18 protein-coding genes and 2 pseudogenes are annotated in these 19,166 nt (G+C 60.8%); 13 read left to right on the plus strand and 7 right to left on the minus strand.

The genetic code is table 11. From position 1 onward, the window contains the following. Positions 1-122: 122 nt before the first annotated feature. Genes VNX23_RS03360 through VNX23_RS03405 form a run of 10 tightly spaced genes read left to right on the plus strand, consistent with a single transcriptional unit; the run spans position 123 to position 8,385 of the window. Positions 123-1,805 carry a GspE/PulE family protein gene (locus VNX23_RS03360; RefSeq protein ID WP_325627760.1) on the plus strand — a complete coding sequence of 561 codons (1,683 nt, stop codon included), beginning with the start codon at positions 123-125 and terminating at the stop codon, positions 1,803-1,805. Positions 1,806-1,812: 7 nt separating this feature from the next. Then, the gene (locus VNX23_RS03365) at positions 1,813-3,027 is read left to right on the plus strand and encodes a type II secretion system F family protein (RefSeq protein ID WP_325627761.1); all 1,215 of its coding nucleotides are present in this window, start codon (positions 1,813-1,815) and stop codon (positions 3,025-3,027) included. An 18-nt stretch (positions 3,028-3,045) separates the two neighbouring features. Continuing rightward, complete coding sequence (gspG, locus tag VNX23_RS03370; RefSeq protein WP_325627762.1) at positions 3,046-3,543, plus strand: type II secretion system major pseudopilin GspG; 498 nt, start codon at positions 3,046-3,048, stop codon at positions 3,541-3,543. Then, a complete protein-coding gene (locus VNX23_RS03375; protein WP_325627763.1) occupies positions 3,536-4,000 on the plus strand; it encodes a GspH/FimT family pseudopilin in 465 nt (154 codons plus the stop codon). The genes gspG and VNX23_RS03375 overlap by 8 nt, the downstream gene beginning before the upstream one ends. Further along, positions 3,972-4,385, plus strand: coding sequence for a prepilin-type N-terminal cleavage/methylation domain-containing protein (locus VNX23_RS03380; protein ID WP_325627764.1), 414 nt, complete (start codon positions 3,972-3,974; stop codon positions 4,383-4,385). The genes VNX23_RS03375 and VNX23_RS03380 overlap by 29 nt, the downstream gene beginning before the upstream one ends. Next, positions 4,382-5,158, plus strand: a complete 777-nt coding sequence (locus tag VNX23_RS03385; protein WP_325627765.1) for a PulJ/GspJ family protein — start codon at positions 4,382-4,384, stop codon at positions 5,156-5,158. Before VNX23_RS03380 ends, VNX23_RS03385 begins: the two co-directional genes overlap by 4 nt. Further along, complete coding sequence (locus VNX23_RS03390; RefSeq protein WP_325627766.1) at positions 5,155-6,078, plus strand: type II secretion system minor pseudopilin GspK; 924 nt, start codon at positions 5,155-5,157, stop codon at positions 6,076-6,078. Before VNX23_RS03385 ends, VNX23_RS03390 begins: the two co-directional genes overlap by 4 nt. Further along, positions 6,078-7,157, plus strand: a complete 1,080-nt coding sequence (locus tag VNX23_RS03395; RefSeq protein WP_325627767.1) for a PilN domain-containing protein — start codon at positions 6,078-6,080, stop codon at positions 7,155-7,157. The genes VNX23_RS03390 and VNX23_RS03395 overlap by 1 nt, the downstream gene beginning before the upstream one ends. Further along, complete coding sequence (gspM, locus tag VNX23_RS03400; RefSeq protein ID WP_325627768.1) at positions 7,154-7,708, plus strand: type II secretion system protein GspM; 555 nt, start codon at positions 7,154-7,156, stop codon at positions 7,706-7,708. The genes VNX23_RS03395 and gspM overlap by 4 nt, the downstream gene beginning before the upstream one ends. Continuing rightward, on the plus strand, positions 7,705-8,385 hold the full coding sequence (locus tag VNX23_RS03405; RefSeq protein WP_325627769.1) for a hypothetical protein: 681 nt from the start codon (positions 7,705-7,707) through the stop codon (positions 8,383-8,385). Before gspM ends, VNX23_RS03405 begins: the two co-directional genes overlap by 4 nt. Before the next feature lie 147 nt (positions 8,386-8,532). Here VNX23_RS03405 and VNX23_RS03410 read toward each other — a convergent pair whose 3' ends face one another. From VNX23_RS03410 to VNX23_RS03425, 4 genes are all read right to left on the minus strand, one after another. Continuing rightward, entirely contained in the window at positions 8,533-8,979 is a 447-nt protein-coding gene (locus VNX23_RS03410) for an A24 family peptidase (protein ID WP_325627770.1), read from the minus strand. A gap of 216 nt (positions 8,980-9,195) precedes the next feature. Then, complete coding sequence (locus VNX23_RS03415) at positions 9,196-10,779, minus strand: alkaline phosphatase family protein (protein WP_325627771.1); 1,584 nt, start codon at positions 10,777-10,779, stop codon at positions 9,196-9,198. A 219-nt stretch (positions 10,780-10,998) separates the two neighbouring features. Then, positions 10,999-12,342 (minus strand): cytochrome-c peroxidase, encoded by a 1,344-nt coding sequence (locus VNX23_RS03420; RefSeq protein WP_325627772.1) that lies wholly within the window; start codon positions 12,340-12,342, stop codon positions 10,999-11,001. 25 nt (positions 12,343-12,367) lie between these two features. Next, positions 12,368-13,996: an alkaline phosphatase family protein gene (locus tag VNX23_RS03425; protein WP_325627773.1), complete on the minus strand. Its 1,629-nt coding sequence runs from the start codon at positions 13,994-13,996 to the stop codon at positions 12,368-12,370. A gap of 599 nt (positions 13,997-14,595) precedes the next feature. Between VNX23_RS03425 and VNX23_RS03430 the strand changes: the two genes are divergently transcribed. Further along, on the plus strand, positions 14,596-14,895 hold the full coding sequence (locus VNX23_RS03430; RefSeq protein ID WP_325627774.1) for an HU family DNA-binding protein: 300 nt from the start codon (positions 14,596-14,598) through the stop codon (positions 14,893-14,895). Positions 14,896-14,953: 58 nt separating this feature from the next. Here VNX23_RS03430 and VNX23_RS03435 read toward each other — a convergent pair whose 3' ends face one another. Further along, the gene (locus tag VNX23_RS03435; protein ID WP_325627775.1) at positions 14,954-15,097 is read right to left on the minus strand and encodes a hypothetical protein; all 144 of its coding nucleotides are present in this window, start codon (positions 15,095-15,097) and stop codon (positions 14,954-14,956) included. 70 nt (positions 15,098-15,167) lie between these two features. Then, positions 15,168-16,214, minus strand: coding sequence for an alpha/beta hydrolase (locus VNX23_RS03440; RefSeq protein WP_325627776.1), 1,047 nt, complete (start codon positions 16,212-16,214; stop codon positions 15,168-15,170). An 842-nt stretch (positions 16,215-17,056) separates the two neighbouring features. Between VNX23_RS03440 and VNX23_RS03445 the strand changes: the two are divergent. Continuing rightward, positions 17,057-17,278, plus strand: a pseudogene (locus tag VNX23_RS03445) (TRAP transporter large permease subunit); the annotation flags it as partial. 27 nt (positions 17,279-17,305) lie between these two features. Further along, positions 17,306-18,955, plus strand: a complete 1,650-nt coding sequence (locus tag VNX23_RS03450) for an acyl-CoA synthetase (protein ID WP_325627778.1) — start codon at positions 17,306-17,308, stop codon at positions 18,953-18,955. A 104-nt stretch (positions 18,956-19,059) separates the two neighbouring features. On the opposite strand, the pseudogene VNX23_RS03455 reads toward VNX23_RS03450, so the two are convergent. Continuing rightward, positions 19,060-19,166, minus strand: a pseudogene (locus VNX23_RS03455) (IS110 family transposase); the annotation flags it as partial.

A 19,166-nucleotide genomic window follows, 5' to 3' on the forward strand; every position in this document is an offset into this window, starting at 1 on the left:
TGATGTCATGTTTTCGGATCAATAAACTCGCTAAGCGGCCGACAATTGGCGACAACGGCGGCACGATGGGTTATGTCTGCTGATCGGCGCCCAGGAAGAAAACGGCGCGACGGAAACAACTGATGTCCAGCGACGAGTCCTTGAAATTCCTGGAGTATCTTCGTCGTCACAACTATTTGATGAAGGCCGCGGTCGATGGCGAGCCGGCGCCACAGGGCGGCATCGCCCGTCAGCGGTCCAGGCTTTGGGAGCTGGCCGACCTCTCCGCCAATGAGTTTGCGGACGAGGTGGCGCGCTTTGCTGGTCTCGAACGAGTTATGTTGGCCGACATATTATCTGCGCCTGCTTTGAACGACGGCTTCTCGCAGCGCTTTCTGCGCGAGATGATGGTTTTTCCCTATCAGGCAGCCGATGGAAGCCCGGTGCTGGCGGTGGCAGACCCGACCGACCGCGCGGCACTGCGGGCAGCCGAAATCGTGCTCAGGCGGAGCGTCACCATCAAGGTAGCCTCGATCGAAGACCTCAACGTGGTTCTCGATCGGCGCCTTAGCGACGACGATGTCGGGGCGGGGGGCGGGGACGGCCTGCTTCAGCCGCGCGAGGACGATATCGAAAGTCTGCGCGACCTTGCCAGCGGGGCGCCGGTGGTTCGCGCCGTCAACGACTTGCTGGAAAAAGCGGTCGAACAGCGCGCAAGCGACATTCACATCGAGCCGTTTCAGACGGGGCTTGTGGTACGCATGCGCATTGACGGTTTGCTTCGGCCGGTCGCAGCACCCGCCGGCGTATTGCCGCAGGCGCTTATCTCGCGCATCAAGATTATCGCCAACCTGAATATTGCCGAACGCCGGCTGCCGCAGGACGGCTCTGCACGGCTTCGGATCGGGCGCACCGACATCGATATCCGTGTGGCGATCATGCCGATGCAGCACGGAGAATCCGCAGTCATCCGCATCCTGCCGAAGGATCGTGGCTTGCTCGTCGTCGAAAAGCTTGGATTTTCGCGGCCCGACGAAACCAGGCTGAGGCGATTGCTCAAACTGCCTCACGGCATGACCGTCGTTACCGGCCCGACCGGAAGCGGCAAGACCACGACCTTGGCGACGGTGCTGTCGATCCTGAACGAACCGGGTCGCAAAATCCTGACCATCGAAGACCCCGTCGAATATGAAATACCCGGCGTCAATCAGGCTCAGATCAAGCCCGCGATCGGACTGACATTCGCTGCCGCGCTGCGCTCGTTCGTGCGTCAGGATCCGGACGTCATCATGGTCGGCGAGGTGCGCGACTCCGAGACCGCGCACGTGGCCGTCCACGCGGCTCTCACCGGTCACCTCGTCCTGACCACGCTGCATACTGAATCGGCCGCCGCCGCCGTGCCGCGTCTTCTCGACCTTGGCGTCGAGGGCTACCTGCTGCGCTCCACCTTGCGGGCAGTGATCGCGCAGCGGCTGGTCCGCCAACTCTGCGATCGCTGCAAGACGCCAAGGGTGCTTACCGCGGCCGATTTTACGGAAGACCCCCGGCTCGGCGAACTCGGCTTCAAGAGCGGGGAGACGCTTTTTGCGCCCTGCGGCTGCGAGCGCTGCGGCGGCACCGGTTATCGCGGACGGCTTGGAGTGTTCGAGCTCCTCGAACTCAACAACGAGATTCGTGACTTGATCGGGGAAAAGACCGACGGGCTGAAAATCGATCAGACGGCAATCCGAGGCGGGATGACGACGATGATTGACGACGGCGTGGCGAAATGTCGTGCCGGTCTGACCTCGCCTGCGGAACTGCTCCGCGTCGCAACTGCGCGGTGAGAGACTCATGCCGAATTTCCGCTATCGAGCCCTGACGCAGAACGGCGAGATCGTGCATGGCACGCTCTCGGCGCCGACGGCGAAAGAAGTGGCTCACCGTATCGAATACCTTCGGTTGCTGCCGATCGAAACCGTCGAAGACAAGGCGAACGCAGCCGCATCAAGCGGCGCCTTCGGCTTTTGGGGCAGGCCAAGCTCGTCGGAAGTGACAACCTTCACCAGGGATCTTGCGCTTCTCTTGAAGGCGGGTGCGCGCTTGAACGATGCGCTCGAACTCCTGGCAAGCGATGCGGATGTCGGCCGGCTTCGCCCCATCGTCAGCAAATTGCGCGCTTCCATTCTCAGCGGCGAAAGTTTTGCAAGCGCGGTTGCGGAACATCCCTCACTGTTCCCTGCGATGTATGTCGCACTGGTACGGGTCGGTGAAGTCTCCGGCACGCTGGACTCGGTGCTTGAGATGCTGGGAACCGAGCGGGCGCGATCCGAGCAGTTACGCCGAAAACTGACGGACGCGATGCAGTACCCGGCTTTTGTGCTGATCGCAGCGGTCTGCGTCCTGCTGTTCTTCATCCTGTTCGTGCTGCCGCAATTTTCGTCTGTTCTGCAGGATTTTGGTGCAAAATCGGATTCTGCGCTGAGTGTCTTCATCAAGCTGTCGGAATTTCTCAGGGCCAACGCGGTTGTCGTCATGCTGGCCGCCGCCTTTCTCCTGTCGAGCCTGTGGTGGCTTCTTCGCCGTCCAGCCGCGCGCGGCGCGATCTTGTCGGCGTTGTCCAGCGTACCCGGCGTGGCAGGCGCCTTTCAGTTCTATCGCACCAGTCTTTTCTGCCGGAATCTCGGCGTACTTCTTGGCAGTGGCGTCAATCTGACGGCGACCTTGCGCATCCTCGTGGATATCATGGCAGTCACGGGAAGCGTCGCAGCCTGGACAGCTGCCGCCGATCGCGTCCGTCATGGCGGAAAACTCTCGGACGCCCTCCTGGCGTCGAGCAACATGCCGCCGATGGCGGTCCGAATGCTGAGATTGGGCGAGGAGACCGGGCAATTGCCCGTGCTGGCAGGCCGGGTTGCCGAGTTTTATGAAGCGAAATTGCAGCGCAGCCTCGATCGCATCGTCGGCATCGTCGGTCCGCTCGCCATCATCACCATCAGCGCCGTCGTGGGAGGACTGATCGTTTCGGTGATGACGGCGCTGCTGTCGGTTACACAACTGGTCGGGTAGAGCAGGGGACGGTTCATGATGAAATCATTACTACGGTCCGGCAGGAAGTTCGCCGGTGGCTCGAGTCTCGAGCAAGGCCATGAGACAGGTGAGCTGGGGTTCACGCTGGTCGAGATGCTGGTCGTCATCACGATCATCGGCCTGATCATGGGCCTGATCGGTCCGCGGGTTCTCAACTATCTCAATGAATCGAAGGTCAAGGCCGCAAAGATCCAGATCCAGAGTTTTTCGAGCGCGCTCGACCTGTTTTATCTCGATGCCGGTCGCTTTCCCTCTTCGGCAGAAGGCCTGGCGGTTCTGGTACAGCGTACGCCAGGCATTGCCGCGTGGAACGGACCATATCTCAAAGGCGGCACCGTGCCGAACGACCCCTGGAACCATCCTTACGTCTATCGCTCGCCGGGAGAACACGGACCCTACGACATCGTGTCGTACGGATCAGATGGTCAGGAGGGGGGCACGGGCCTTGCAGCCGACATTTCCATTGAAAATCTGACCAGTGCCAGAAATGAGTAAGAGTTCGCAAAGCGGCTTCACCTTGCTTGAAATGGTGTGCGTGCTCGCACTCATAGGCATGATGGCGGCCGTCCTGTTGCCGTACGTTCCGCGCCACACCTCAAGATCGCGGCTGCAGGGCTACGCGCTTCAGGCAGCAACGCTCCTCAAGGAGGACCGAAACGCGGCGATCCGGCGCGGGATGAATGTCGCGACGCTGGTCGACGCCGGAAGCCGCGTGATCCGGTCCGGCGCGACCGCGGACATGGTTCGCATTCCGGATGACGTCCATTTTGAAGCGCTGTTGCCGCGTACCTGCAGCCGGCACGAGGCGCTCTCGACCATCAGCTTCTTTGCCAGCGGAATGTCGTGCGGCGGGTCGATCGCGCTGAGCCGTGGTGACGCCGGCTACGAAATTCGTGTCAACTGGCTGACCGGAAGGATCGAAATTGCCTCACGCAGTTACGCCATCAATTGACCGTCGCGATGCCGGCTTCACCATTGTCGAGGTTCTGATCGCGCTGGCGGTCGTTGCCGTCTCGATTTTGGCGATTGGATCGGTGATGTCGACGAACGTGCGTGGCGTGCGCTCGCTCGAACAGCATGTGACCCTGATGCAAACAGCACGCTCCGTAATGACCGCCGAGGTGCCGGCGAATGCCGAGCTCGGCTTTGGTGCGAGATCGGGCCAGCTCAACGAATTTCAGTGGAGGATCGACGTCGGACCATTGGGCGAGGAGTGGGCCGTCAAGGGCGCGGATGTCGCCTGGATTCCCGCGCTGGTCAGGATTCAGGTCCGTTCTCCATCGGGCGCGGTGTCTGAACTGAAAACCGTCCGCTTGATCCACGGGTCAGCGAAATGATGGGCTTGATCGCAAGGCAACGGCCGCTTGAGCGCGGTTTTACGCTGATCGAGACTCTGATCGCATTGGCCTTGATGGGCCTGGTGCTCTCGGCGCTGGCAAGCCTCACGGCGCAGTGGCTTCCAAGCTGGAATCGCGGCTTTGAGCGAATTCAGCGCAGCGAGGTGATCGGCATCGCGCTGCAGAGGATTGGGGCCGACCTTGCCGCCGCCGAATTCGTGCCGGCCAATCGCGGGGACCGCCGTCCCTTGTTCGACGGGTCGGAGTTGTCGGTCACTTTCGTGCGCACGGCATTGGGGCCAAACGCGGGACCAGGGCTCGATGTCGTGCGGGTCGGCGAAACGACCGACTCGCTTGGATTTGCAACGGTCCGTTCGCGGGCACTGTTCAGGCCCTCGCCAGTGGGATCGTCGCTCTCCGAGCAGCTTCAATTGGGAGAGCCCGTCTTGTTGCTGCGGGCGCCGTTCCGGCTTTCTTTCGCCTATGCAGGCGCGGACCGGGTCTGGAAAAACAGCTGGCATGATGCGGAAAAGCTTCCTGCCGCCATCAAACTCACGGTGCGCGACGCGGCGAGCGAACGAATCCTTTCGATTTCGACGGTGACACCGGTTCACGTGCAGTCGGCCGCACAGGGCGATTGCGCACAACCGGCCAAGGGCTGCGACGGCAAGCAAGCCAATCCGAATGGCCCGCAAGCCGGCTCACAAGCAAATCCTCAGGGGAATCCACAGCAAGCAGCTAACGCCGCGACAGGGCAGGGAGGCGAGAGGTGAGGACGCAGGACGCGGCGGCCACATCCACGGAGCGCGGCTTTGTCATTGTGGCCGTACTCTGGATCCTCGTGGCATTGTCGGCGTTGGCGACGATCTTTTCGGTTTACCTGTCCAATTCGGCTCGGGCGCTGGCCGTCAGCGATACCTCCCTTCAGGCGGAGGCCCTGGTGTCGGCCAGTGTCGAGCTCACGACCTATCAATTGCTGCTCGCGGGAGAAAAGGCGCGTCCGGCACGCGGGTCTTTCCGTTTCCGGCTTGACCATGCGGAGGCGCTCGTCACCTTTACATCGGAGGCAGCGCGCGTCGATCTCAATCTTGCGCCCAAGGAGATGCTGTCGAACTTGTTCGAGGTTCTGGGTGCCGAGGAAAAGATGGCAAAAGAAGCTGCCGAGCGTATCATCGGCTGGCGAACGCCTCCGAAAGCCAATGCCGCAAACGAAGAAGAGGCGTTGTATGCTGCCTCCGGTCTCGCCTATGCGCCGCGGCAGTCGTCGTTTGCGCATGTCAACGAACTCAGCCTCGTCGCGGGCGTTCCTGCGGAACTCATCGATCGCGCCTTGCCTTTCATGACTGTGTTCAGTGGGTCGCCGGACGTCGATGTCCTCATCGCTCCGCCTGAGGTAGTCGCCGCGCTGCCCGGGATGACACCCGCAGCGCTGACGGATTTCCTGAATCAGCGGACCGGGTTGCCGCGGGATCCGTCTGCAGTCGCCGCCGCACTCGGCTCAGCGCGGACCAATGCGCGGATCCCGCAGAGTAAATCCTTTCGAATCGTGACGACGCTGCGGTTCGACAATGGCCGCCGAACTTCTTCGGAAATTGTCATCGAATTGGGCGATGGCAAGGAACCCTACCGCGTTTTGTCGTGGCAGGACGATGTGGAGAGCGTTCATCGACTACCCAAGCTGGCAGGTAGCTGATGCCGGTGATGTCCGAAATCAAGGCTGTTTTCGACGGCTGGATCACGACAGTGGCAAATGCCGTCGATTTCGCGCTTGGCCGGTATGCGCGAAGGTCGCAGATCCTGCTCAGCGAGGGCGAGGATCAAACCTTCACGGCGAGGCTGACGTCGGTCCGAAAGGGTCCAGACCTGCCTGACGTTTCCTTCCGCCTCGTGCAGGGCCGGCCCGTTCCGCCACTATCGTCTGCCTGGGAAACGGCCTTTCGCGGCGGCCGGGTGGAGGCCGTGATGGCCCCCAGCCAGCTACTGTTTAGATCGCTCGATTTTCCAAAGCAGGCCGTTGACTTCCTCGACGGCATGATCCGGACGCAGATCGATCGCCTGACGCCCTGGACGCCAGATGATGTGGTGTTCGGCTGGAGCCCTCCTTCTGTCCTCGCCAATGACCGCGTTGAACTCACGCTGGCCGCGACATCGAGGCAGCAAATCCAACCGCTTGTTCAGCTTGCAACGAGCATGGGGGCGGAATCGATAGCCGCATTCGCGCTGTATCCGGTCGCCGGAGGGACGCTTGCGAGGATCAGGGTGTTCCACCAGCCGCTGCGCAGAGTGGTGGGCCGCGCTCTGGATCTGCCGCGCATTTTGCGCCTGACATTACTGTCAACGGGGCTTGCCGCCGCGGCGTCCATGCTCATTGCCGCTTACCTCGGCAATGATCTGGATTCTGAACGACAACAACTGATGCGCCGGATTTCGGAACGTCGGGTGGCGCTGCACCTCGCGCCGAGCGCTTCAGGATCGGCATTCGACCTTCTTGCAAAGCGCAAGCAGATGAGCCCATCGGGCGTCCTTGTGCTCGAAGCTCTCTCGCGAGCATTACCCGACAACACTTACGTGACGGAACTGCGTATCGAAGGTGACAAGGTCCAGGTCGTCGGCATGACGCAGGACGCGCCGTCCCTGATCCGCTTGATCGAGCGGTCACCGCAATTCGCGCGTGCCACTTTTTTTGCACCAACGACGCGGGCGCAAAACGAGCCCGGGGAACGCTTTCACATCGAGGCCCGTATCATGCCGAATTTCGGATCTGGCACATGAATCTCGCCGCCATCTTGAGAAAATCGTTGACCTCGCCCGTCGTCGCCGCGACGGCTTACGCGGGTCTCGTGCTCATGCTGCTGGCGATGATAACAAGCTCGATCGCTGACATTCTTTCCCAGCGCGCGGCGGTTGCGGCCTCCCAGGACATGCTGGAGCAACTTGAGGGCCGCAAGACACCCACCGCGAAAGGACAATCCGCCGACGCCACAATGCCCTCCGGCTCGCCGTATCTGGAAGGGGCGACGGTCACGGTCGCGGGGGCGGCGCTGCTTGCGCGCGTCGCCGGCGCCGTGACCAGGCTTGGCGGCAACGTTCTGTCTTCCCAGCTCGATGTCCAGGGCACGCAGGCCAAGGCCGGGTTTGTCAGCATGATCGCCAGCTGCGAACTCGACCAGCCGGCACTGCAACCGCTGATTTACGATCTTGAAGCAGGGATGCCGTTTCTGTTCATCGACCAGCTCTCGGTCCAGGCCCCGGCGATTTCGTCCGGGGAGGGGAAGTTGCGAATTCTGCTGGCGGTCTCAGGGCAGTGGCAGGGTGCAAAATGATGCGGCGGCTTGCGGTCAGGGTCACGGTGCTCTTTCTGTGCGTGTATGGCGGCGCGTCGGCATCGATCTCGGCCATTTCCGCTGATGCGCCCGACGATCAGGGCGAGGGCGTGAAATCGAGATTGCTGGCTGTCTCGAGCGGTGCGGATACCGGGCCGGCGGTGGTGCAGGTCACCGCGCCGCCACCGCCGCCGGCTCCGGCAGCCGAGCGGACGCTGAGCGCCAACCCGTTGTGGGCCATGCCGCTGGCTCAATTCCCGGCGACGCGCGAACGGCCGATCTTCTCGCCCTCGCGTCGGCCGCCGCCGCCGGCCGTCGCGCCCGTCACCGCTCCCAAAGTGGTCGCCGTGCCGAAGCCAAAGGAGCCGGAGCGTCCACAACTCAGCCTGGTCGGTACCATCGCGGGCGACGAGGAGGGGTTCGGAATATTCCTCGATCAGGCGAACAAGACGGTCATCCGGCTGAAGGTCGGCGAGGAATTTCAGGGCTGGAAGCTGCGATCGGTGCAGGGGCGCGAAACGGCGCTGGAGAAAGACCAACAGGTCGTCAGGCTGGTGCTGCCACAGCCGGGATTAGGGCAGCCATCGGGCGAAGCGGCGCCGGGGTCGCCGATCATCCCATCAAGCATCCCGAGGCTGCGGTCTTCCGACTCGCGGCCCGACCGGGCAGGGCGCTAGAGCCTTTTCGGTTCTGATTGAATCAGAACCGAGGCTCTAATCTTTTGTTTTGACGCGTTTTCTTCACGCGAACCGGTATCCACTTCGCTCGAAAACGCTATAACGGGCCAGGCAAATACCGAATTTCAATTGGTTCGGCCGGCTTCCTCAACAACAACTCCAGTGTTGCTGCAGACCCAGCGCGAACAACAGGCCGATCGCCAGAAACGGGCCGAATGACAGGGACGTTTGGCTGTTCAATTGCCGCCCGGCCAGCTGCATGACACCGGCGCAGATCAGCGCCGTCAGCGTGGCAACGAGCAGCAGCACGGGAAGACCCGTGACGCCCACCCAGGTTCCGGCTGCCGCCAGGAATTTGACATCGCCCAGGCCGAGGCCCTGGACTTTTCTGAAAGTGAAGTAGAGCCGTCTCAGCAGCCAGAAAATCGCGCCGATCACTGCGCCCTCGCAGGCCGCCTCCAAACCGGAGGAGGGGCCACCGGTCAAGAAGGCCGTCGATAAACCAAGACCCGCGATCGCGAGGTTCAGCCAGTCCGGAATGATTCCGTGACGAATGTCGATCCAGGCAAGGATCGCGCTGAGCAGGCACAGCAATCCAAACGATGCAGCGATAACCATAGCGCGTAGCTGATCCGGCGACAGAGAGGCTCGATCAATCTAGCAGAGGAACGAAGCCGGCCAAAGTCATCGTCGATTTGCCTCGAAGGAGCCGCTCCGGTCGAATTGGCTTTGCCGAGCAATCGGGCAAAGCGCGGGCAAAGCGGAAAGGGCACCGCAGTGCGGTGCCCTTTTTACTCTCCTGGGATGAACTCAATCCTTATCGAACAAGCCGGGCAGCACGGTCGTGTGCTCGACGCGCACCGAGTTCAGCTCATCCGGATCGATACCGAGCGCACGCAGGATCGTCGGCGCGACCTGGGAGGTGAGAACCGGAGTTTTGATCGTCGTCGCTTGCAGGCGTGGGTTGGACACGACCAGCCCCACATTGACGTCGGCGAAGCTCATGCCGCCATGTTCGGCATTCTTCTTGCCCGACGTCGTGTAGATCGTGCCATAAATCGGCTGCACGAAAATATCGGGGGTGCGGCTATCGTGTTTCGGGCTGTTCAGTTTCAGCTCGATTTCATCGCCGGCAAGCGCATCTTCAATGAACAAGGCCTTGGCGTTCTTGTTCAGATAATCGACGGCAGCTTGCGTTTTGCTCTGATCGCCCAGCCAGACCAGCGCGACGTCGTCATCCTGGATGAAACCGCAGGAGCCGGTCGGGCAATTTCCGGCGCTGAGAATGGCCTGGGCGCCAGGGTCGGTGCCGGAATCCGGAAGTGACGCTACGAGATCGGCGAAATGTCCGGGCTTGGTGACTTTGGCCGGGTTGATCGGCGACTGCCCATGCTTGGCGCTGACAATGAACAGCGTGGAGTTGAAGATGCCACGGTTCTTGAGCGCCTTGATCATATCGCCGAGCGCCTCATCGGTCTTCTGCAGACCGAAGGCGAGCACCGCGCTCGGTGTGCCCCGGCCGTCGACATAGCCGCCAGGCTGGCCACTATGAGTGCTTTGCGGGCAGCTGCCGTCGGAATTGTCCTTTGCGAGTTTCTGTCCGACGCTGACCGCCTGGAAGTTCATGCCGAAGACCGCGGGGGCTCCGCCAGCGGGCCTGCCGTCATGGGTGAGTCCATTGATTTCGTTGATGATGGCCGTCACCTTCAACGCGTCGTTGGCTACCGTGCAATCGACGCTGACTGTAGCGTCGAACCCAACCGCGGGGGGCGGAGGAGCGTTGGTGATTTCCGGCGTAAAGAGATCATCCACGCCTTTCCCCGATGGACCGTTGACCAGATCGTAGGCCGGATGCTTGTCCGCCCACGCGGTGCGGCCGCCCTTGGCTTTGACGACTTCGAAGATCGTATTGGTCTTGATGGCCTGATGCGGAAATACCGGGACGCATTGGCCGTTCAGAAGCCGCCGCGGCAACTTGGTCGGGTCGATCACGTTCTGCGAGACAGCGCCTTTGTACAAATCGATCGTCTCATCGAAGACCATGAAATTGCCGGGCGCGCCTTTGCAGGTGGTGTTGGCCGGATCGAAGAAGGTGCGATCGTAACTCACGTCATAAAATAGGCCGGTAGTAATCGGCGAGCCGCCGGTGACGAGCGCCAGCAGACCTGGAAAAGAGTCGGAGTTAAAGGGAATGCGGGCATTGGAAAACGTAACGGCATGGCCGGTCAATTCGGCCATTGCGGAATTTGGATGAGCCTCTACGAAATTTGCAACGTCGAGCGCATGGAGACCGTCGACGCTGATCAGAAGCACATGATCGATGTCCGCCGCCTGGGCGGACGCATTGAGAGCTACCCCGGCCAACATGCCAAGGGCCATCTGTTTCAAGAACATACTTATCTCCGCGTTTTTTTGGTGTATGTGGCGTGAGCCGCATAAACTCTGCCGGTTGCCTGTTTCAGGCGCATGACGGCAAAATTGCACGTGCAAATTCCCCGATCGATCGACCAAAGGAAGTTGTGGAAAGAAGAGCCGGGCGGGAAAGGCGAGTGCTGGAACCGACCATTCGTTCAGGGCGATGGTCCGCTTCTCGACGGCAGCACAACGATTGTGTCAGTTCGGTGAAGCGAGCGTGGCCGGCTCGTATCCGTCGTTCAGGGTCTTCAGGAATTCAATGATGTCGGCTTCGTCCTGTGCCGTCATTGCCGGCGCATCGCCGAGATGCCGGTTGAAGGGTGGATCGCTGACGTCGACATTGGCGTGATAGTGCAGTGGAATGTCGTCGTATTTCTGCACCGTCCCGTCGGCCGCGCGCGGATAGACTTTCTCGGGATTGGTGTCGCGGAAATTGTAGAAATCCATCACTTCCTGCAATGTGCGAAACACGCCGTTGTGGAAGAAGGCGCGGCGTATGGCGGTGTTGCGCAAGGTCGGCGTCTTGAACATGCCGCAAAATTGCGTCTGGTCGGCGATGTCGGTGCGAATGGGCCCACATACCCCGAGATCGAAATGCTGCGGATTTTTGTTATCTTCGATCGCGTGGTTGCGCGGCGCGCCCAAGGCTTCGTACTGGAAATCGGTAAACAGCGGGGGATATCCATCGCGGCTTGGCTTGGACGTATGGCAACCGGCGCAATTGGCTTTTTCCGGATCATTGAACAGGCGAAGGCCACGCATTTCGCTCTCGCTCAGGCGCACCTTGCCCTCAAGCCAGTAATCATACTTGCTGGTGTAGCGGTGAAAGCTCGGCTCCTCGATCTGGTAGCGGCCGACGGCGAAGGTCGCTTCGGCGACGAGTAGATTGGTGTTCTTGTAAATGTTCTCGCCAAACAATACCGCGAACTTGCCGGCGTAGGTCGCATGGCGCAGTTTCTCGGCAATGATCTCGATACTGCCCCCGTCCATCTCGCGCCGGTCGAGCAGGGGGCCTGCCGCCTGCATTTGCAGGGTGTCGGCACGGCCGTCCCAGAACAGACCGCCTTGCGGCACGATATTTTCGCTCTGCGCCGTCTGGCTCGCGCTCTTCTCCACGCGCACGGTGCTCTTGCCGGCCTCGGCCTGTTGGGCCAGGTTGATATTCTCGTTCTCGTCTTCCTTTTCGGGACCGATGCTGAAATCCGGCTGGCGCTCCAAATAGGTCAAGGAGGGGACAGCGCGTATCCCGGGTTGCGTCAGGTCAGGGCCGCCGAGCATCACGGGACCGTCGTTCGGGGGACCATAGGCATGATCCGGACTGTGACAGGAGGCGCAGGAAATCTTGCCCGACGACGACAGGCTCGCGTCAAAAAATATGTCGCGGCCGAGCTTCGCCATCGCGGACAACGGCTGGGCGGGACGTCGGATCAAATGAATCGGCGTTGGATTTTCGCCGGGCAAACTTTTGGGCTGGTCGGCTGCAAAGACGGCGCCGGCCAGAAGGCCGGCGCCGAGGGACCACACAATCGTGCGATGTAACATCCTGACTTAGCTCACTTGCTTAAGCTCACTTGGACTTCTCGACGACCTCGCCCGTGTCCGGAGAGAGGATCAGCTTGACGTTGTTCTTCTTTTTGAAGTCGAACAAGCTCATGATCGAACCGGTCGTGGCATCGAAGGAGCCACCACCGAGACGCTCACCATCCAGCCAGTTGTCCTCGATGAATTGCGGGACCGAGGCCTGTGTAACGAACGTGTGGTCGACATGGTTCTTCTTGGCCCAGGGTGAGATCACCAGCAACGGCAGACGCGGACCCACGCCGCAGCGACCATTGACCGGCAGACCCTTGACGCCGTTGGGAGCAGTACCCGGAACGCCGCACACACCGGTGCCGTTCAACTCGTCGGCCGCGACCGGGATCGCCGGCCCGCCGTTGTTGCGGACGTTCTGGGTCGCCGTCGAGAACGAGCCATGGGCGGGCGGCACGAACGCATGGTCATACCAGCCGTCCGAGTCGTCGTAAGTGATGATCACAGCGGTGGACTCCCAATCCGGCTGCCCCTGCAGGAAGTTGATCAGGTTGACCACGCCGGTCCGCGCATCGAGCGGGTCGGAGTTGCCCGGATGCTCGTCCTGGAAGGCCGCCAGCTTGATGAAGGACACGGCAGGGAAGTTGCCAGAACCGACCGCGGTGAAGAAATCATCGAGGTCGTAGTTGTGATTGGCCGGGTCGACGGTGTTGGTGCCGGGAACCAAGGTGTGACCAATCGCTTTCGTCGAGGTCGGACGCAGGTGGTTCGGGTTTGCCGTCGACGTGAAGTACTGGTTCCAGATGTGGTGCGGGATGTAGTCGGGGATGGCAACGCCGATCACCGGGCTCACCGTGCTGCGCGCGCAACCGCTGGTGCCGTTGGCGTTGACGGTTTGCAGGTTAAAGCCACCATAGAACGAACCCCACGGAACATTGGCAGTGTTGGGGAGATCGCCGATGTTCTTGGCGGCCAAGGAGACATTGCTGGTCTTGCTCGAGCACACGTCGAAGGTCGGATCGATGTCGCCGATCAAGGTGACGCCACCCTGCCCGTCGGGGAGTGCATTCGAGCTGTTGCCAGCACCCACCACGATTCCGTTGGTCTGGCCGGCGAACATGTTGAGCAGGCCGGGTGTCGACGGACCAAAGGTATCACCCCACATATTGTCGCTCATCGCGTAGTTCTGGGCGTAGTTCCAGAATGCGGTGACGGTGTTGCCGTCGAAAATACCCATCACCTGAGCCGTGGTGCCGAACGCGCCGGCGCCGCCAGCGGTGCCGGCGCCAGTCCAGGCCGGGAAAAGGTCCATTTTGCCGCCGTCAGAGGCGAGCTGCTCCGGCGTATAGGCGTGGTTCTGGGACCTGGTGTTGGCCTGCGTCCGGTCGAGGCGGAAGGGGTTCGAAGCACCGACGCCATTGCCAGGGTTCAGGTTCGGATTGTTGGTCAGCAGCGACGGATTCGACAGCAGGTTGTTGATGTCGGTGGGTGTGTCCTTGGCCGGCTCGAACCGGGGCTCGCCTTCCGGATTGAGCGCATTCGGATAGGTGCCGAAGTAATGATCGAACGAGCGGTTCTCGTTGAAGATCACGACGAGGTGCTTGATCGGGGTCGCGGTCTTCAGCTTGTTCGGGTTGGTGCCGTGATCGTCCTTGTCTGCAGCCACCGGACCGATCGAGGCGATCGTAGCGACGGCAAACATCGCAGCAGTGGAAAGCAGACTCTTCCTTATGGTGTCTCTCATTTTGTTGCTTCTCATCTTATCCCTCTTATCCCCTCAAAAAGCAGTCTGAGCTCGTCATGCGAACGGCGACGGAAATCGCCGCGCGGAAACTTTCAGAGTTGCGTCACAACGGTACGAACGATTTGTGACGTCCGGTTGATAAGCTTGCGGGCGACAACTGCGGCAAGGGTCCCCGCCAATGGGCGTCGACAGTGACGTTGCTCTGCTGGCGAGCAGTCGGATGCGCTGAAATCACACTGCAAAAACAGCGGAAAAACCCGCCGGCGGCAGCCCCATTGCGCTCCGGGTGACAGGCTGTGAGAGTGTGTTCAGGGGAGGGGTGCCCAACTCCCGACCTTCGCTCCACCCCTTAAAATAAGGGTGTGCAGGGGTCCTACCTCAAAAAAACCCCTTAAAATCCCGGAAAAACGAGCCTCGAACGGTGGATAGGTCGCCCGGATTCTGAAATAAGCTTTGCAGAAGGCTCTTGCAGGTTAATACGCTCGTCTATTGTGTCTTGGCCACGAATCGAAGGAGACAAAATGGCTACTCAACTTTCCAAATCGCAACTCGTTGAGCGAATCGCGACAGCTACCGAGCTATCCAAGCGTGACGTCAAGAACGTCATGGAGTCCCTGGTCGACGTCGGCCACAAGGAGCTGAAGAAGACCGGCGTCTTTCTCGTTCCGGGCTTCGCCAAATTCGTCGTCATCAAGAAGCCGGCGACCAAGGCGCGAAAGGGCACCAACCCGTTCACGGGCGAGGAGATGATGTTCAAAGCCAAGCCCGCCCGCAAAATCGTTCGGGCAAGGCCAGTCAAAGCCGCCAAGGACGCTGTTTAAGAAAAGGCCCCCGTTTCGGGGGCCTTTTGTTCCGATCCCCCTCGCGCAAGCCAACTGCTCACGCCTTTGCGTCTCGATGCGCGGGCGGCTGGATGTGTTTGCCATCATAGATCCCGCTGCCGAAAACGAGCGACGGACCAAACTGCGCGATCGCCAGTAGCACGACGATCGCAAGCACCACATAGATCAGCACCTTTCGCATATTCGTTCTCCCTGATTGGAGGGCAGGCTGGCTTGCGATCTGCACGCGGCCGGTTGGTGAGGTCGTTGGGTCAGCCTTGAGCCATGACATCGACAACCGCTTGCGCAAAGGCTTGCGGCGCCTCCTGGGGCAGATTGTGTCCAATGCCGCCATCAATGGTCCGGTGCGAATATTTGCCTGTGAACATTTTGGCATAGGCGGAAGGCTCCGCGTGCGGAGCGCCATTGGCGTCGCCCTCCATGGTGATGGTCGGGACGGCAATGACCGGGCCCTGGGCGAGCTTCTTTTCAAGGTCGTCATATCTCGCTTCGCCCTCGGCCAGGCCAAGCCGCCATCGATAATTATGAATCACGATCGCGACGTGGTCGGGATTATCAAAGGCTTTCGCGCTGCGATCGAAGGTGGCGTCGTCGAAATTCCATTTGGGCGAGGCGAGCCGCCAGATCAGTTTCGAGAACTCGCGGCGATACTTGTCATAGCCGGCGCGGCCGCGTTCGGTCGCGAAGTAGAATTGATACCACCATTGCAACTCGGCCTCGGGCGGCAGCGGCATCTTGCCGGCCTGCTGGTTTCCGATCAGATAGCCGCTGACGGAAACCAGCGCCTTGCAGCGCTCCGGCCAGAGCGCGGCCATGATATCGGCGCTCCGGGCCCCCCAATCGAATCCGGCCAGCGTTGCCTTCTCGATTCCAAGCGCATTCATCAACTCGATCGTATCGAGCGCGAGCGCCGAAGGTTGGCCGTTGCGGATCATCGAGTCGGAGAGGAAACGCGTGGTGCCATAACCTCGCAGATATGGCACGATGACGCGATAATTGGCCGATGCCAGTAACGGCGCGACATCGACAAAGCTGTAGATGTCGTAGGGCCAGCCGTGCAGCAGGATGACCGGTTCGCCGCCGGCTGGGCCAGCTTCGGCAAAACCGACGTTGAGAAGGCCGGCATCAATCTGCTTCAACGATTGAAATGACGTATTCGTCCCTGCCTTGAAGGCGGCCGTATCCAGCACCTTCCTGGCCGGTTGCGCCGCGACAGTGCTGTTCAAGGCGGCCGTGGCGAGCGTCATCGCGGCGGTCCCGACAAAACGGCGGCGATCCGGATTGACCTGATCTGACATTGGTCCCTCCCATTTGCGTCGATGACTGCCGAAAGCGGCGGCTCTGCGGTTCTGCTCGTACTCCACGCCGCAAACGGCCCGTGTGAGCGTCGAGATCCAGGATCGTACCCGCGTTCGGTGGTCCGATCACCAGGTCTCTCCCGATAGCAGACCAGCGTCGGAGCAGGGCGTGGGGTGCGGGCCGAGGGACGGGGAGGCGTGAGTGCAAGGCTCTGGTGCCTGTTGGCCAATTCACTGCCCGCGCCGGCGCCTTGCTATTACTGCGCGCCAACGCGCTGACGTCGACTGCGCCATTCCCAAGTTCAAAGCACGATCTACATCGTGCCCGAGCATCAACGCTGCTCCTGAAAACGCTGGCTCCAACGCAGCAGGGCCCGAATTGTTTTCCACCCGAAATGGACGCGTTCCTGGACTTGGTGACGGGGATGAGCGACAACCTAGAATTCGCATAAGGTATATTATGGAATTATTTTATTATGCGTCATATCATACACTTGCATTCGAAATTTATGTTTAGGACACGGTTGGCGCTCGTTTGCCCGTGATGAGGACGATGGTTCATGGGTGACGCTGAAAGCCCGCCCGCTTGAAGGATTTGATCTCCGTAACGACACACCGATCCGCCTCTGGGTTCGGCGCATTCGCCCTGGCCCGATCCGGCGGTGTTGTACGGGCATCCTTGGGCCTAAGGTCGCCGGGCCTTGCGTCGCTGCGCTCGAAGTCGAAAAGCCGTTTCGCGAGGCTTTCCCTTGAAAGCAGGAATCATCGATTGGGCTTCTCGTCGAAATTCCGGCGGCATTGCTCGTCGTCGCCGAGATCGTTACGCGGCGGAACGCGACCGCCGCGCCGTCGGCGTCCTCGAGGTCCATTACGCGATGATTATCATCCTTGCGATGGGCATCGGATTGTTCGCCCCCGCCGTTTGGAGTCGGCTATTATGCGGCTTGCGCCATCGGGCGCGCGGACCCGGCCGAGGCATCCGCGCGATTTGGGGCTATCTTTTGGCCCTGATGGCCGGTCTGATCATTGTCGCGATTTTTCCGTGGATCTCTATCGGGTTCCTCCGAGTTATTCAAAAGGAAGGTGAACCGATGGGCGGCGAGCCAAACCAGTACAACATCGGCCTGGACAAAACGCCGGCCAATTTCGTGGCCTTGACGCCGCTGAGCTTTCTCGCACGCACGGCGGCGGTCTATGGCGATCACACCAGCACGGTTTACGACGGCCGCGTCTTCACGTGGTCAGAGACCTATGCGCGCTGCCGACGGTTCGCCTCCTGGCTCGCAGGCCAAAACATCGGCTACGGCGACACGGTGGCGGCGATGCTGCCCAACATCCCGGCGATGAACGAACTGCACTTCGCCGTTCCGATGTCAGGCGCCGTGCTCAACGCACTGAACATCCGGCTCGATGCGGCGTCGATTGCCTTCCAGCTTGATCACGGCGGCGCCAGGATCCTTTTGGTGGATCCGGAATTTTCGACGGTAATCGTGGAGGCGCTGGGCCTGATGAAGGGTCGCAAACCCTTTGTCATCGACGTCGACGACAAGGCCTTTGCCGGCGGAAAGCGGATCGGCGAGATCGAATATGAAGAAGCGCTGGCAAAAGGCGACGAAAATTTCATCGCGCGCCCGCCGCAGGATGAGTGGGACGCGATTGCGCTGAGTTACACCTCGGGCACGACGGGCAATCCCAAGGGCGTCGTCACGCACCATCGCGGCGCCTATCTCAACGCAGTGAGCAACATTCTCGCCGCCAATCTCGGTCAGCATCCGGTGTACCTCTGGACGCTGCCGATGTTTCATTGCAACGGCTGGTGCTTCCCGTGGACCGTTGCGGCCGCGGCCGGCATCAATGTCTGCCTGCGCAAGGTCGATCCCAGCATGATTTTTGAATTGATCGCAAAGCACGGCGTCACCCACATGTGCGGCGCGCCAATCGTCTACAATACGCTGATCAATGCGCCGGATGCGCCGAAGAAATCCGCCGCCCGATCCGTGGTCGGACTGATCGCAGGCGCCGCACCGCCTGTGGCCGTGCTCGAAGGCGCCGAAAGCATCGGCATCAAGTTGACGCATGTCTACGGCCTGACCGAAGTCTACGGCCCCGCTTCGGTCTGCGCCGAGCAGCCAGGCTGGGACGACCTGCCCGCCGATCAACGCGCGCAGCTCAAGCGCAGGCAGGGTGTGTCCTACCCGCTTGAGGAAGCGGTGACCGTGATCGATCCCGAAACGATGCGCGAGGTGCCACGCGACGGCGAAACTATCGGTGAGGTGATGTTCCGTGGCAATATCGTGATGAAGGGCTATCTCAGGAACGAAAAGGCGACGAACGAGGCCTTTGCCGGTGGCTGGTTTCACACCGGCGACCTCGGCGTGCTCGATGAGCATGGCTATGTCATCATCAAGGACCGCTCAAAGGACATCATCATCTCCGGCGGAGAGAACATCTCATCAGTCGAGGTCGAGGATGTGCTCTACAAGCACCCCGCCATACTGTTTGCGGCCGTGGTCGCCAAGCCGGACGGCAAATGGGGTGAGGTGCCCTGCGCCTTCGTCGAACTGAAGCCGAATGCGACAGCGACGGAAGCCGAGATCATCGCCTTTTGCCGCGAGCAGTTGCCCGGTTTCAAGACGCCAAAGGCGGTGGTCTTCGGTCCCATCCCCAAAACTTCAACCGGCAAGATCCAGAAATTCATGCTGCGCAATCAGGTCCAGTCGGCGAAGGCGATTTCGGCGTAGCGCGTCCGTTAAGCGTGATGAAGTCAGGCCAAACTGTAACCTCGGCGAAAGTGCGCTCCCTCTCGCGTTGGGGAGAGGGTTGGGGTGAGCGACTGTGTTGGCTGTCAAGCGGGTTGCCATGGCGTTTTGGTCCTGAGCATGGCGTTGAGGATTGTGAGCAGCTTGCGAGCGACGGCGATCAAGGCGACCAGCTTGGGCTTTCCGGCAGCCA

Origin of the sequence: Bradyrhizobium sp. (genome assembly GCF_035570375.1) — a bacterium.
Classification (GTDB): Bacteria; Pseudomonadota; Alphaproteobacteria; order Rhizobiales; family Xanthobacteraceae; genus Bradyrhizobium.